This window comes from Candidatus Methylomirabilota bacterium (genome assembly GCA_035260325.1).
In the GTDB taxonomy this organism is placed as follows: Bacteria; Methylomirabilota; Methylomirabilia; order Rokubacteriales; family CSP1-6; genus AR19.
Genome location: DATFVL010000299.1, coordinates 1 through 13,478, shown reverse-complemented (window position 1 = coordinate 13,478; position 13,478 = coordinate 1). Strand labels below are relative to the sequence as shown.

11 protein-coding genes are annotated in these 13,478 nt (G+C 70.7%); 5 read left to right on the top strand and 6 right to left on the bottom strand.

The window, feature by feature from the left end:
- Nucleotides 1-56: 56 nt before the first annotated feature.
- The 5 genes from VKG64_19225 (at nucleotide 57) to VKG64_19205 (ending at nucleotide 5,064) form a co-directional block, all read left to right on the top strand.
- Nucleotides 57-761: an ABC transporter ATP-binding protein gene (locus VKG64_19225; protein ID HKB27174.1), complete on the top strand. Its 705-nt coding sequence runs from the start codon at nucleotides 57-59 to the stop codon at nucleotides 759-761.
- An 89-nt stretch (nucleotides 762-850) separates the two neighbouring features.
- A complete protein-coding gene (locus VKG64_19220) occupies nucleotides 851-1,531 on the top strand; it encodes a hypothetical protein (GenBank protein ID HKB27173.1) in 681 nt (226 codons plus the stop codon).
- A 26-nt stretch (nucleotides 1,532-1,557) separates the two neighbouring features.
- Nucleotides 1,558-3,315, top strand: coding sequence for a carbamoyltransferase C-terminal domain-containing protein (locus tag VKG64_19215; protein ID HKB27172.1), 1,758 nt, complete (start codon nucleotides 1,558-1,560; stop codon nucleotides 3,313-3,315).
- Nucleotides 3,312-4,721: an amidase gene (locus tag VKG64_19210; protein HKB27171.1), complete on the top strand. Its 1,410-nt coding sequence runs from the start codon at nucleotides 3,312-3,314 to the stop codon at nucleotides 4,719-4,721. Before VKG64_19215 ends, VKG64_19210 begins: the two co-directional genes overlap by 4 nt.
- A 106-nt stretch (nucleotides 4,722-4,827) precedes the next feature.
- On the top strand, nucleotides 4,828-5,064 hold the full coding sequence (locus VKG64_19205) for a hypothetical protein (GenBank protein HKB27170.1): 237 nt from the start codon (nucleotides 4,828-4,830) through the stop codon (nucleotides 5,062-5,064).
- Nucleotides 5,065-5,085: 21 nt separating this feature from the next.
- Here VKG64_19205 and VKG64_19200 read toward each other — a convergent pair whose 3' ends face one another.
- From VKG64_19200 to VKG64_19175, 6 genes are all read right to left on the bottom strand, one after another.
- Nucleotides 5,086-8,190, bottom strand: a complete 3,105-nt coding sequence (locus VKG64_19200; protein ID HKB27169.1) for a multidrug efflux RND transporter permease subunit — start codon at nucleotides 8,188-8,190, stop codon at nucleotides 5,086-5,088.
- A complete protein-coding gene (locus VKG64_19195; GenBank protein ID HKB27168.1) occupies nucleotides 8,187-9,395 on the bottom strand; it encodes an efflux RND transporter periplasmic adaptor subunit in 1,209 nt (402 codons plus the stop codon). The genes VKG64_19200 and VKG64_19195 overlap by 4 nt, the downstream gene beginning before the upstream one ends.
- Complete coding sequence (locus VKG64_19190; GenBank protein ID HKB27167.1) at nucleotides 9,392-9,892, bottom strand: MarR family transcriptional regulator; 501 nt, start codon at nucleotides 9,890-9,892, stop codon at nucleotides 9,392-9,394. The genes VKG64_19195 and VKG64_19190 overlap by 4 nt, the downstream gene beginning before the upstream one ends.
- 69 nt (nucleotides 9,893-9,961) lie before the next feature.
- Nucleotides 9,962-10,810: an ABC transporter permease gene (locus VKG64_19185; GenBank protein ID HKB27166.1), complete on the bottom strand. Its 849-nt coding sequence runs from the start codon at nucleotides 10,808-10,810 to the stop codon at nucleotides 9,962-9,964.
- Entirely contained in the window at nucleotides 10,803-11,747 is a 945-nt protein-coding gene (locus VKG64_19180) for an ABC transporter permease (GenBank protein ID HKB27165.1), read from the bottom strand. Before VKG64_19180 ends, VKG64_19185 begins: the two co-directional genes overlap by 8 nt.
- A 1-nt stretch (nucleotide 11,748) precedes the next feature.
- Nucleotides 11,749-13,311, bottom strand: coding sequence for an ABC transporter substrate-binding protein (locus tag VKG64_19175; GenBank protein ID HKB27164.1), 1,563 nt, complete (start codon nucleotides 13,309-13,311; stop codon nucleotides 11,749-11,751).
- Between the last annotated feature and the right edge of the window lie 167 nt (nucleotides 13,312-13,478).

Here is a 13,478-nt window from a genome sequence, read left to right as displayed (position 1 = left end):
CATCGGGACGACGGGGAGGGGCTGATGGGGGAGGGGCTGATGGGGGAGGGGCGCTGATGCTCGAGCTCGAGCGTATCAACACCTTCCGCGGGCCGGCGCAGATCCTGCGCGACGTGTCGCTCCGGGTCGGCGACGGCGAGGCAGTCTGCCTCGTCGGCCGGAACGGCGCCGGCAAGACGACGACGATCGACAGCATCATGGGACTCCTGCCGGTGCGCTCCGGGCGCGTCACGTTCGGCGGCCGCGACATCACGCGCCTGCCGGCGCACCGGCGCGCGCTCCTCGGCATCGGCTACGCGCCGGAGGACTGCGGGATCTTCCCGGACCTGTCCGTGACGGAGAACTTCCAGATCACGTCGTGGCTCGCCCGCCCGGACGCGGCGCGGGGCGCCGACGCCGACGCGCGCGTCTTCGCCGTCTTCCCGGAGGTCCGCGAGTTCATGGCGCGTCGGGGCCTCCACCTCTCCGGGGGCCAGAAGAAGATGGTCGCGATCACGCGCGCGATGACGCTCGGGCCTTCCACCCTGCTCCTCGACGAGCCGTTCGAGGGGCTGGCGCCCGTGGTCGTCACGCGCTTCATCGAGGCGGTGAAGGCGATCAAGGCGATGGGCATCTCCCTCCTGATCGCCGAGTCGAATCTCGTCAACGCGACGCGCGTGGCCGACCGTCTCTACGCGATCGATCGCGGCGAAATCATCTTCCAGGGGAACCCGCAGGACGTCTTCCGGAATGAGGACGTCATGAAGACCGTCCGCGGCTAGCCCCGCTGGACAGCCTCGCCCTCAAGCTCGTCCTGACGCCGGCCCTCATCGGGGCGGCGAGCGTCGCCGGCCGCCGGTGGGGCCACGCCGTGAGCGGCTGGCTCGTCGGGCTGCCGCTCACGTCGGGCCCGGTCGTCTTCTTCCTGGCCTGGGAGCAGGGCGCGACGTTCGCCGCCGGCGCCGCGCTCGGGTCGCTCGCCGGGGCCCTCGCGGAGGCCGCGTTCTGCCTCGCGTACGGACGCCTCGCCGTCCGCGGCCCGTGGCCGCTCGCGCTGTCGGCGAGCTGCCTGGTGTTCGGGGCGTTCGGGCTCGTGCTCCAGCGCTCGGCGCTCACGCTCGCCTGGCTGCTCCCCCTCGTCGTCGGGGCGCTCGCCCTGGCGTTTCGCCTGATGCCCCGGGACGCGCCGAGCGGCGCCGCGCCGCCGCCGCCGCGCTGGGACATCCCGGTGCGCATGGCGGTGACGACGGGGCTCGTGCTCGCGCTCACCGAGGCGGCGCCCGCGCTGGGTCCCCGGTTGAGCGGCCTGCTCGCGACGTTCCCTCTGTACGCCGCGATCCTCACCGTCTTCGCCCACCGCCAGGAAGGGCCGGCGTCGGCGATCCAGGTGCTGCGGGGGCTGCTGCTCGGGCTCTTCTCGTTCGCCGGCTTTTTCGTCGTCCTCGCCGCCCTGCTCCCGAGGGCGGGCGTCGGGCCCGCCTTCGCCGCCGCCGTGGTGGCGGCAGTCGTCGTGCAGGCGGGCTCGCTCCGCCTCGTGCCCGGCAGGCAGTAGAACGTTTGCTGCTATCATCGTCGCGGATGATCGTCCTGGGGATCAGCGAGACCCACTGTGCGACGGCCGCGATCCTGCGCGACGGCGCTGTCGTCGGGGGCGCCTCCGAGGAGCGCTTCTCGCGGCTGAAGAACGACGCGGGCTATCCCCGGCGCGCGATCGACGCGCTGCTTCGCGAGCTCGGTCTGGACCGCGGTGCGATCGACCTCGTCGTCCTCGGAGGGACGCGCATCCCGGCCTACGAGTGGATGAACCGGATCATGCGCGACGAGGCGTACCGGCGGCGCTACTACGGCGTCGGCCTCGAGGCGCCGCGGCGCGGGCTCTCGGGGCGCGCGCGCAAGCTCGGCGCGCGACTCGGCCTCCTCGATCCGGCGCCCGGCAAGGCGCCGCTCGGAGACGCCGAGCGGCGCGCGTTCGTGACCGGCCACCTCGGCGTCCCCGCGGAGCGCGTGCGCATCGTAGACCACCACACCTGCCACGCGGCGGCGGCGTACTTCGGCTCGCCGTTCGGCGGCCGCGAGGCGCTCGTCCTCACCAACGACAACTCGGGCGACGGCCTCTGTGCGACGATCTCGGCGGCGCGCGCGACCGCGCTCGAGCGCCGCGAGGCCACCCGGAGCGGTCCGGGCTCGCTCGGCTCCTTCTACACGCTCGTCACGCTCCTCCTCGGCATGAAGCCCGGCGAGCACGAGTACAAGGTGATGGGGTTGGCACCCTACGCACCGGCGGGAGCGGCCGAGAGCGCGCTGGCGGCCCTCCGCACGGTCTTCGACTTCGCCCCGGCCGCGCCGTGCCGCTTCGAGTGGAAGACGCGGGGCCCGCTCTACCGGACGCTCCTCGCGGCGACCCTCGGTCACCGGTTCGACGCGATCGCCGGCGGCGCGCAGCGCCTGCTCGAGGAGGCGCTCCTCGCGTGGGCACGGCTCGCGCGCCAGCGCTACGGCGCCGAGCGGCTGGCGCTGGGCGGCGGCGTCTTCATGAACGTGAAGGCGAACATGCTCCTCGCGGAGGAGCCCTGGGTGTCGGACCTCTTCGTCTTCCCGTCGTGCGGCGACGAATCGAACGCGATCGGCGCGGCGTACCTCGGCTATCTGGAGCTCTGCGCGGCGCGGGGGACGGCGCCCGCGCCGCGGCCCCTCGGCCCCGCGTATCTCGGGACCTCGGTGGACGATGCCGACGCGGAGGCCGTGATCCGAACGCGTGACCTCGCCGCTCGCCATCGTGTCAGCGAGCCCGCGCGCATGGAGGAGAAGATCGCGGAGCTGCTCGTCGCCGACGGCGTCGTCGCGCGCTGCGCCGGGCGCATGGAGTTCGGCGCGCGCGCGCTCGGCAACCGCTCCATCCTGGCGAACCCCGCCGACCACCGCGTCGTCGGGCTCATCAACCGGATGATCAAGAACCGCGACTTCTGGATGCCCTTCGCGCCCTCGGTGCTGCGCGAGCGCGAGGCCGACTACCTCGTGAACCCGAAGGGCCTCGCCTCGCCCTACATGATGCTCGCCTTCCCGACCAACCCGAAGCGCCGCGACGAGATCGTGGCCGCGCTCCATCCTCAGGACGGGACGGCGCGCGCCCACATCGTCGACGAGGCGTGGAACCCGGGGTACCACCGGGTGATCCGCGAGTTCGAGGCGCGGACCGGGATCGGCGCGGTGCTCAACACCTCGTTCAACCTCCACGGCGAGCCGCTCGTGTGCTCGGCCGAGGACGCCGTGGACACGTTCGAGCGCTCGGGCCTCCCGCACCTGGCGCTCGGGCGCTTCCTGATCTCGAAGAAGTGACCGCGGCGGACCTCGGCTACACGCCGGCCACCGACCTCGCGGCGCTCATCCGCGCGAAGAAGCTCTCGCCCGTCGAGCTCACGCGCGCGGTCCTCGAGCGCGTCGAGCGGCTCGACCCGAAGCTCAACGCGTTCTGCACGCTCACGGCCGACGCCGCGCTGGCGGCGGCGCGCGCGGCCGAGGCCGCGGTGATGCAGGGCCGCCCGCTCGGCCCGCTCCACGGCATCCCGTTCTCGATCAAGGACCTCCACCTGACGAAGGGTGTCAGGACCATGTCGGGCTCGTTCATCTTCGCCGAGCGCGTGCCCGACGTGGACGCGCCCTTCGTGCGCCGCCTGACGGACGCCGGCGGCGTCATGCTCGGCAAGACCACTACACCGGAGTTCGGCTGGAAGGCGATCGGCGACAGCCCGCTGACGGGCATCACGCGGAACCCGTGGAACCTCGGCACGACGACGGGAGGCTCGAGCGCCGGAGCCGGGGCGGCCGCGGCCGCCGGGCTCGGCCCCCTCCATCAGGGGTCGGATGGCGCGGGCTCGATCCGCATCCCGTCGGGCTTCTGCGGCATCTACGGTCTCAAGCCGACCTACGGCCGCGTCCCGATGTGGCCCGTCTCCAACAGCGACTACACCTCGCACGTCGGGCCGATGACGCGGACCGTGGCCGACGCCGCCCTGATGCTCGCGGTCATGGCCGGTCCCGACGAATCGGACCGGACGTCGCTCGAGGGCGTCCCCGACGACTACGTCGGCAAGCTCCGCGCGGGGGTGAAGGGGCTCCGCGTCGCGTGGAGCCCCGACCTCGGCGGGCTCCGCGTGGACCCGGAGGTCGCCGCGGTGGTGAAGGCCGCGGCGCGCGTCTTCGAGGAGCTCGGCTGCGCCGTCGAGGAGGTGCGGCCCGGCTTCGCCGACACGCACGACCTGATCCGGTGCATGTGGAGCGCCCACGAGGCGGGGAACTACGCCCCGTACCTCGCGGAGTGGCGGGACCGGATGGACCCTGGGCTCGTCGCGTGCATCGAGGACGGGCTCCGCTACAGCGTCACCGATTACGTCGAGGCGCGCGGCCGCAAGTTCGCGTTCTGGGACACCGTGCGGCCGCTCTTCGAGAAGTACACGCTTCTCCTGACGCCGACGACGTCCGTCCCGGCGCTCCCCGTCGGGCGGATCAATCCGGCCGACTGGCCGCAGCACGCGTGGGACTGGCTCGGCTGGGCGTCGTTCAGCTATCCGTTCAACTTCACGGGCCAGCCCGCGGCCACCGTGCCCGCCGGGTTCACCCCGGGCGGTCTGCCCGTCGGGCTCCAGATCGTCGGCCGCCGCTTCGCCGACCTCACCGTGCTCCAGGCGTCGGCCGCGTTCGAGGCGGCGCGCCCGTGGGCCGGCCGCCGGCCGCCGCTCGACTAGGCGCGTCGACCCCCGCGCGGGGCCCGGGCCCGTAAGAAGAATCTCATCCAGGTCTCATCGCCCTCTCACGCCGCGCGCGTAGCCTCCCCCGGAAAAGGAGGCCGCCATGTTCGGATTCGGCAAGGTGCCCTGCGTGCTGTGTGACCGCCTGATCGCGAGGCGCGAGGCCCTGCGGCTCCGGGGGCGCGACGACATCGCCGCGTGCCGGGCGTGCCGCGAGCGCTGGGAGCGCGACGGATCGCTCTGCGCCGCCTGCCACGCGCCCGTCCGCGGCGCGCGCGACGTGGGCGTGCTGCTCGACCGCTACGCGTTCGGGCACGCGGACTGTGGGGGCTCCAGCTGACGGGCTAGGCCCGCGCCGGGCTCAGCCCGCGCGGCCCAGAGCCGGCGTGCGCCGGCGGACGCGCGCGCCGAGCGCCGACAGGGCCTTCTGCGCCGACTCCATGTAGATGTAGAGCACCGGCGTGATGTAGAGCGTGAGGAGCTGCGAGAGCAGCAGGCCGCCGACGACCGCGAGCCCGAGCGCGCGCCGCGCGTCCGCGCCCGCCCCGATGCCGAGCGCGATCGGAAGCGTGCCGAGGAGCGCGGCCATCGTCGTCATCATGATCGGCCGGAACCGGAGCAGGCACCCCTTGTAGATCGCGTCCCGCGGCGTGGCGCCCGCGCGCTCGGCCTCGAGCGCGAAGTCGATCATCATGATCGCGTTCTTCTTCACGATGCCCACCAGCATGATGATCCCGACGAAGCCGTAGACGTTGAGCTCCAGCCGGAAGAGCATCAGCGTGAGGAGCGCGCCGACGCCCGCCGACGGCAGCCCGGAGAGGATCGTCAGCGGGTGGACGAAGCTCTCGTAGAGGATGCCCAGCACGAGGTAGATCACCAGGATTGTGACGACCAGCAGGAGCCCCTGGCCCTTGAGCGACGCCTGGAACGCCTGCGCGGTGCCCTGGAAGCTCCCGACGATCGTGGCCGGGAGCCGCAGCTCGCGCTGGACCTTCTGCACCTCCGCGACGGCCTCGCTCAGTGAGACGCCGGGCTGGAGGTTGAACGAGATCGTCACCGCCGGGAGCTGGCCCAGGTGCGTGATCGTGAGCGGACCGATCGTCGGCGTGAGGCGCGCCACGGAGGCGAGCGGCACGAGCTTCCCCGACTGCGAGCGCACGTAGAGGAGCGAGAGCTCGGTCGGATCGCGCTGGTACCGAGGGTCGAGCTCCAGGATGACCCAGTACTGGTTCGTCGGGGTATAGATCGTCGAGACCTGGCGCGAGCCGTAGGCGTCGTAGAGCGCGTTCTCGATCTGCTCGGCGGTCACGCCGAGCGCCGAGGCCTTGTCGCGGTCGATGTCCACGGTGATCTGGGGGCTCGCGATCTGGAGGTCGGTGTTGACGTCCGTGAAGCCCGGGAGCGTCCGCATCTTGTCGAAGAGGATCGGCGCCCAGCGGTAGAGCTCCTGCAGGTCGGTGGCCTGGAGCGTGTACTGGTAGAGCGCCTTCGTGAGGCTGCCGCCGATCCTGATCGTCGGGAGGTTCTGCGGGTACACCCTGAAGCCCGGGATCGCCCCGAGCTTGGGCCGGAGGTCCTCGATGATCTTGTCGGCCGGCGGGCGCTCCGCGCGCGGCTTCAGGCGGATGAAGATGCGCCCGGTGTTCGGGACCACGTTGATCGCGGAGGCGCCGATCGACGACATGATCTGGTCGACGTAGGGCTGCTGCATGACGATCGCGGCCGCCGTGCGCTGCTTCTCCCTCATCGCGTCGAACGAGATGTCCTGCGACGCCTCGGTGAACGCGAAGATCTGCCCGGTGTCCTCGGTCGGGATGAAGCCCTTCGGGATGACCACGAAGAGCCAGGCGGTCAGGACGAAGGTCAGGAGCATGACGGCCATCGTCAGGCGCCGGTGGGCCAGCACCCACCGGAGCGAGCGGTCGTACGTGCGGAGCATACCCTCGAAGAAGCGCTCGGAGACGGCGTAGAGGCGCCCGTGCGAGGCGCCCGGCGGCCTGAGGAACCGGCTGCACGCCATGGGCGTGAGGGTCAGCGAGACGAAGCCCGACACAAGGACCGAGGCGGTGATCACGACCGCGAACTCGTGGAGCAGCCGGCCGACGACGCCGCCCATGAACAGCACGGGAATGAACACGGCGGCCAGCGAGAGGGTCATCGAGAGGATCGTGAACCCGATCTCCTTGGACCCGATCAGCGCGGCCTCGAGGCGCCCCTTGCCCTCCTCCATGTGGCGGACGATGTTCTCGAGCATCACGACCGCGTCGTCCACGACGAAGCCGACGCAGAGGGTCAGCGCCATCAGCGAGATGATGTCGATCGTGTAGCCGAACAAGTACATGACCGCGAAGGTGCCGATGATGGACAGCGGCACGGCGAGGCTCGGGATGATCGTCGCCGAGAGGTTGCGCAGGAACAGGAAGATGACCAGGACGACGAGCGCGATCGAGAGCATGAGCGTGAACTCGACGTCGTGGACGGACTCGCGGATCGCGACCGAGCGGTCGTAGAGGACGTTGAGGTTCACCGACGCGGGCAGCTCCGCGCGGAAGCGCGGCAGGAGCGCGCGGATCGCGTCCACGACCTCGACGGTATTCGTCCCGGGCTGGCGCTGGACGGCGAGGATCACCGCGCGCTCGTCGTTGTACCAGCTCGCGACCTTGTCGGTCTGGACGCCGTCGACGACGCGCCCGAGCTCCTCGAGCCGCACGGGCGAGCCGTTCCGGTACGCGACGATGAGCGGGCGGAACGCGGCGGCGTTCTGGAGCTGGCCCGTGGCCTGGACGTTGAACATCTGGTGGGCGCCGTAGAGCGTGCCCGTCGGCAGGTTGACGTTGCTGCTCGCGAGCGCCTGGTGGACCTCGTCGATGCCGATCCCCCGCGTGGTGAGCGCGCGGGGATCGAGCTGGACGCGGACCGCGTACTTCTGCGAGCCGAACACCTGGACCTGGGCGACACCGTTGATCGTGGAGATGCGCTGCGCGAGGCTCGTCTGCGCGTACTCGTCCACCGTGTAGAGCGGCAGCGTCGGCGAGCTCAGCGAGAGATAGATCACCGGCTGATCGGCCGGGTTCACCTTCTGGTAGAAGGGCGGCGTCGGCATGTTCGGCGGCAGCAGGGGCGCCGCCTTCGTGATCATCGCCTGCACGTCCTGGGCGGCCGCGTCGATGTTCCGCTCGAGGCTGAACTGGATCGTGATCTGCGTGAGGCCGAGCGCGCTCGACGACGTCATCGAGTCGATGCCCGCGATCGTGGTGAACTGCTTCTCGAGCGGCGTCGCCACCGCCGACGCCATCGTCTCCGGGCTCGCGCCGGGGAGCGAGGCGGAGACCTGGATCGTCGGGAAGTCGACGTTCGGCAGGTCGCTCACGGGCAGGAGCCGGAAGCCCATGACGCCGAAGAGCAGGATCGCGGCCATCAGGAGCGTCGTGAGGACCGGCCGCCGGATGAAGAGCTCGGGGCTCATGACGCCCTGGCCGGCTTGACCTCGACCTTCGCGCCCGGCACGAGCCGGAGCTGGCCGTCGGTGACGACGCGCTCCCCGGCGCGCAGGCCCTGCTCGACGATCGTCTCGAGGCCGAGGCGCGTGCCGGGGACGACCGGGCGCGACTCGACGGTCTGGTCGGCCTTCACGACGAAGACGAACGGGCCCTGCTGGCCGGGCTGGATCGCCTGCGAGGGCACGACGATCGCGGTGCGGCTCGTGAGCGTCAGCACCACGTCGAGGAACTGGCCCGGCCACAGCGCGTTGTCGCTGTTGGCGAAGGTCGCCTTCAGCTGGATGGTCGCCGTCGCCTGGTCCACCGCGTTGTTGATGAAGGTGAGCGCGCCGGTCGCGAGCGTCTGCGACTGCTGAGGCAGCCGCGCTTCCACCCGGAGCGTGCCCGCGGCCCGGTACTTCTTGATGTCGTCCAGGTGGCGTTCGGGGACCGAGAACGAGACGTAGATCGGGTGGACCTGGTTGATCACGACGATCGGATTGTCGTCGTTGCCCTTCACGACGTTGCCGACCTGGACCATGACGTTCCCGGTGCGCCCGTCGATCGGCGCGCGGATCTCGGTGTACGCGAGCTGGAGCCTCGCGTTGTCGACGGCGGCCTGCGCCGCCCGCTCCGCGGCCTTCGCGTTCTCGACGGCCGCGCGGTCGGCCTGCACCGTCGCCTCCATCGCGGCGAGATTCGTGCGGACCTGGTCGTACTGCTCCCGCGCGACGAACTCCCGCTCGACCAGCTCCCGGTAGCGGCGCTCCTGCACCTGCGCGTTCGTGAGCTGCGCCGTGTCCCGCTCGAGGTTCGCGATCGCCTGCTGGACCTCGGCCTGGCGCTGGCGCAGCGCCGCCTCCGCCTGGCGGAGCACGGCCTCGAGGGGCCGCGGGTCGATCGTGAAGAGGAGGGCGTCCTTCTTGACGTCCTCACCCTCCTTGAAGTGGATCTGGACGATCTGGCCACCGATCTGCGATTTGATGCCGACCGTCGTGTAAGCCATCGCGTTGCCGACGGCCGCGACCTGGATCGGCACGCTGCGCTCGACCGCGTCGGCGGCGGTCACGGGCACCGGCGGCGGCCCGGCGGCGCGCGACGGCTTGCCGGTCGCGTCGTCCGAGCAGCCGGCGAGGAGGAGGCTCGCGGCGAGCGACCAGGCGCCGCCGGCGGCGAGGCCGCGTGCGTTCATCGCTTGCCTCTCGCGGCGGCGGCGGGCTTCGCGTCACCCTCGGGCGCGGTCACCGCCGCATCGATCAGCGCCTCCAGCCCGGCGACGACCCGCCGCCGGTCCTCGGCCGACATGCGGGCCAGCACGCGCTCGAGGCCACGGACGCGCAGCGCCTGCAGCTCTTCGGCGAGGGCTTTGCCCGTCCGCGTGAGGTCGAGGACGTAGATGCGGCGATCGGCCGGATGGTCGCCACGGACCAGCAGCTCCTTCTGCTCGAGGCGGTCCACGATGTGGGTGACGGCGGGCAGGGTGACGCCGAACGCCTTGGCGACGTCGCCCATGTGGCAGCCGGGGTGCGCGGCGACGTAGAAGAGGACCTGCGACTGGGCGAACGTCAGGTCCGTCGCCTTCTGCCACACGACCTGGCGGAAGATCGTGGTGCCGAGCGCGGTCAAGAGATCGAGCACCCGCTCGGCCTCGGCCGTCCAGCGGGAGGTACCCCTCGTGTGTGTCGCCATCCGGCCACCTCCAGAGACGTGAATTGTCTACCAGATAAATAGTTAAGTCAATAAAGGACCCGGGAGGGACTACGGCACACGCAGCCGCGGGTCCAGCGTGTCGCGCAGCCCGTCGCCCAGCAGGTTGAGGCTGAGCCCGGAGAGGGTGAGGGCCACGCCCGGGAAGAGGCTCACCCAGAAGGCCTCGCGGATCACGTTCTTGCCGCTGGCGATCACGTTGCCCCACGACGGCACGTAGGGCGGCACGCCCACGCCGAGGAAGCCCAGGATCGCCTCGGCGAGGATCGCGTAGGCGAAGATGAAGCTGCCCTGCACGAGGAGCGGGCCCACGCAGTTCGGCAAGATGTGCCGAAAGGCGATGCCGAGGTCGCGGCGCCCGAGCGCCCGCGCCGCCTGCACGTAGTCGGTCTCGCGGATCGAGAGGACCGTGCTCCGGATCAGCATCGCGGTGCGCGGCGTGTAGACGACCGACAGCGCGAAGATCACGTTCCCGACGCCGGAGCCCCGCGCGGCCATGAGCGCGATCGCCAGGAGGATCGCGGGAAACGCCATGAGGCCGTCCATGACGCGCATCAGCGGGAGGTCGAGCCGGCGGTAGTACCCGGCGCAGAGGCCGATCACGATGCCGCCGAGCGAGGTGAGCAGCGTCGTCGACAGGCCCACCAGCAGCGAGACGCGGGCCCCGTGCACGACCAGGCTCCAGACGTCGCGCCCGAACTCGTCGGTGCCGAGGTAGTGCGCGACACTCGGGGGCTTGAGCCGGTTCGGCGGGTCGAGCCGCCGCGGGTTGTGGGTGGAGATCAGGCCGGCGGCGAGCGCCGCGGAGACCACGACGGCGAGGAGCGCGAGCCCGACGACGACGCTGCGGTTGCCGAGGACGCGGCGGAGCCAGTGACGCCGCCGGGCCGGGTCACTCATAGCGGATCCTCGGGTCGATGAAGACGTAGAGGACGTCCACGGCGAGGTTGATGAGCACGTACGCCGTCGCGGTGACGAGGACGACGCCCTGGACCACCGGGTAGTCGCGGCGCAGGACCGCCGAGATGATCAGCCGGCCGAGCCCGGGGATGTTGAAGACGATCTCGGTGACGACGGCGCCGCCGATGAGGATCGCGGTCGTGATCCCGATCACCGTCACGACGGGGACGAGCGCGTTACGGAAGGCGTGGACCCAGGTGACCACGCCCTGCGAGAGCCCCTTGGCGCGCGCCGTCCGCACGTAGTCCTGCTGGAGCGCCTCGAGCATGCACGAGCGCGCGATGCGTGCGATCAGCGCCGACTGGTTGAAGCCGAGCGAGACGGCGGGGAGCACCATGTAGCGTAGCGCGGCCACTGGGTCCGTGAAGATCGAGGCGTAGCCCGCCGCGGGCAGCCAGCCGAGGCGCACCGCGAAGAGATAGATGAAGTTCAGCGAGAGCCAGAAGCCGGGGATACAGACGCCCAGGAGCGCGCCCAGCATCAGGAGCCGGTCCCAGAGGGAGCCCGGACGCGCCGCCGCGACGATCCCGGAGGGCACCCCGATCACGATCGCGACGAGGAGCGCCGAGAAAGTCAGGACGAGCGTCGGCTCGGCGCGCTCGAGGAGCGCCGTCGTGACGGGACGGTCGAGGAAGTACGACTGGCCGAGGTCGCCCCGCAGGACGCGCGCGTAGAACTTCAGCAATTGCTCGTGGAGCGGCCGGTCGAGCCCGAGCGCCTGGCGCGTGGCCTGGACCTGCGCCGCGGTCGCGTCGGGGCCGAGCATGACGCTCACCGGGTCGCCCGGGATCAGGTGGATCAGCAGGAAGACGACGGTGACGACCACCGCCAGGACGGGGACGAGCGCCAGGATCCTCCGGATGAGGTAGGCGGTCACCTCACTTGTCGAGCCACACGTTGTAGAAGCGGATGCGCTCCGTCCTCTCGTTGAAGCCCTTCACCGTGGTGCGTATCGCGCGGAGGCCGAAGAGGTCGCCATAGCGGATCACGGGCACCTTCTCGTAGAACTGCCGGGTCTGCTGCTCCCAGAGCGCCATGCGCTTCTTCGGGTCCGTCTCGCGCGCGAGCTCGGCCTGGAGCCGCTGGATGTCCTCGTCCGTGGTCCACCCCGGCCAGCCCGCGGTGAGGTAGACGTGGTGGGTCGGGTCGTAGGCGGCGCCGATCCCCGTCGTGAAGGCGTCGTACTCCTTCGAGTTGTTCCGCCGCTTGACCAGCGTCGCCCAGTCCACCACCTGGAGGTCGATGTTGAACCCGACGTCCTCGAGCTGCTGCTTGGTGAGCAGCGCGAAGTCGTACATCCACTTGTACTCCTGCGTCGTCATGAAGCGGATCGGCTCGCTCTTGTAGCCGGCCTCCTTGAGGAGCCGCCGGGCCTTCTCGCGGTTGTGCTCGTTCCAGGGAAGCCCCGCGAGCTTCGTGTGCCACGCGGCGATCTCGACGGGCGCGAGGCTCGCGTCCATCCGGTAGAACTCGGCGTGGCCGCCCGCGACGTTCTTCATGATCGGCTCGATGTCGATCGCGGCCTGCCACGCCTGGCGGAGCTTCTGGTTCGTCATCAGGCCTTCCTTCTTGTTGAAGACCGCGACGAGCCAGTAGTACGGCTTCGAGACGATCACCTTGACGTTCGGGTTCTTCCGGAGCCGCTCGTAGGCGTCGAGATTGAGGTCGTCGGCGAACTCGAGCTCGCCCGTCTCCACCTGGGCGACGCGCGTCGCCACCTCCGGCACCGGGATCCACCGGATCTCGTCGAGCCACGCGGTCTTGCCGCCGCCATAGCCGTTGGGCTTCTCGTTCCGCGACTTGTAGTCGTCGAAGCGGACCATGCGGATGTACTGGTCGGGCTTCCACTCGGCGAGCTTGAAGGGGCCCGTCCCGACCCACTCGGTGGCCTTGATCTCGGGCGGGAACTTCTCGGCGATCTCCTTCGGGTAGATCGCGCCGAAGTTGTTCGGGACCGCCAGCGAGATCAGGACGATCGCCGACTTCTCCTTCAGCTTCATCTCGACGGTGTACTTGTCGACGGCGCGCCAGTCGGCCACCTGGGCGAAGAGCGCCTTGCCGTAGATGGACTGCTTGCCCCAGCGCTGAAGGGACGGCACGACGTCCTCGGAGGTCATCTCCTTGCCGTTGTGGAACTTGATGCCCCGCCGGAGCTTGAAGGTGTAGACGAGGCCGTCCTTGCTGACCGTGTGGCTCTCGGCGAGCATCGGGGTCGGCCGGTTGCTCGCGTCGAGGCTGTAGAGCCCCTCGTAGACGTGGTTGGTCAGCGTCTCGGTGATGCTGGCGGTCGTCCAGTGGGCGTCGAGGGCCGGCGGCTCCCCGAGGTTGCCCACGCGGAGGACGCCGCCCCGCGTCTGCGCGTCGGCGGCGGACACACTGCTCAGGAAGAGCGCGAGCGCGACGAGCGCGACAGAGCCTCGCAGGAAGGATCCCGGCGTCATACGTCACCTCCGCGAACGGGTAGCGTGCCAGCCGAATCTCGGTCGAGACGCGGCGGTTGTCAAGGTGAACCGAGTCATCCGAACGCGCGGCTCGGCGTGACCGCGGGCCCGGGCCGCTGGAGCCCCGCGGCGCGCACGCCGCCGCCCTTCACGACGGCGACCGGGAC